This window comes from Candidatus Poseidoniia archaeon (genome assembly GCA_030748895.1).
Taxonomy (GTDB): domain Archaea; phylum Thermoplasmatota; class Poseidoniia; order MGIII; family CG-Epi1; genus UBA8886.
In genome coordinates this window covers 1-841 of record JASMLC010000043.1, presented here as the reverse complement: position 1 = coordinate 841, position 841 = coordinate 1, and the positions used below count along the sequence as shown (strand labels likewise).

The window sequence follows — 841 nt, the reverse complement described above, 5'->3', positions numbered from 1 at the left end:
TATTCTTTTTTGGTCTTCAAGAGAGCATGTATATTGTGTAGCTAATTTTTGTTTTCCGTGGCCTCCAGTGTTGATAGCATTAGCAATTCCTTTGATATACGTTTACAGATTAGTTTTTGGACGTAATGAAAGTTGGGGAGACCGAGGCCGCCGTGAGTCTCATAAAACTTCTATTTTAGTTAAGACAAAAGGCGGAAGTTATGAAGCCAGATTCCGCAAAGATTCCTTTATTGTTTTGTTTAATTCAACAAGTAAGTGTAAAGTGTGTAAACAAAAATTTGAGACTGAAAGTAGTCTAGAATGTTATTTTCAAATTTGCACTAAAAATGAGGAATGCATTGAATCCCTCGCAAAAATCAGTGGAGACAAGCCTAGCGATTTCCGTCCTTAAATTATGGTGCCGGGGGCGGGGTTTGAACCCGCGACCTTCGGATGTCCCAGGCATAGCCGGAACTATACTACCCTATGAGTCCGACGCTCTACCAGGCTGAGCCACCCCGGCGTTATCGCAGTTGATTGATAAGGGGATTTAAGTTTAAGTTTGGTTACATTTTATAACGGCCACTTGAATCATGCGCAATAATGGTTAGAACCAAACCGGCAAAGAAGACGCAAGGGACTGGAACTTATGATCCAGTTCACTTGGAATTATCAGTAGCCGAAAGGTGGAAAGAAGAGGATACCTTTGCTAAGAGCGTACAAAATCGTCAAGGTTCCAAACCATTTACTTTTTTGGAGGGCCCTCCAACAGCTAATGGTAAACCAGGAATCCATCATGTTCTTTCAAGACTGTACAAGGATATGGTATGTCGCTGGAAGACAATGGAAGGCCATTTAGTTG

2 protein-coding genes and 1 tRNA gene are annotated in these 841 nt (G+C 41.6%); 2 read left to right on the top strand and 1 reads right to left on the bottom strand.

Translation table 11 applies throughout. From position 1 onward, the window contains the following. Window positions 1–391, top strand: a 391-nt coding sequence (locus QGG57_06930; protein ID MDP7007894.1) for a hypothetical protein, incomplete at its 5' end; no start/stop codon positions are given. A 4-nt stretch (window positions 392–395) separates the two neighbouring features. Here QGG57_06930 and QGG57_06925 read toward each other — a convergent pair. Next, a tRNA-Met gene (locus QGG57_06925) sits at window positions 396–502 on the bottom strand. A gap of 80 nt (window positions 503–582) precedes the next feature. Between QGG57_06925 and QGG57_06920 the strand changes: the two genes are divergently transcribed. Next, the coding region (locus QGG57_06920) for a class I tRNA ligase family protein (GenBank protein ID MDP7007893.1) at window positions 583–841 on the top strand (259 nt) is incomplete at its 3' end.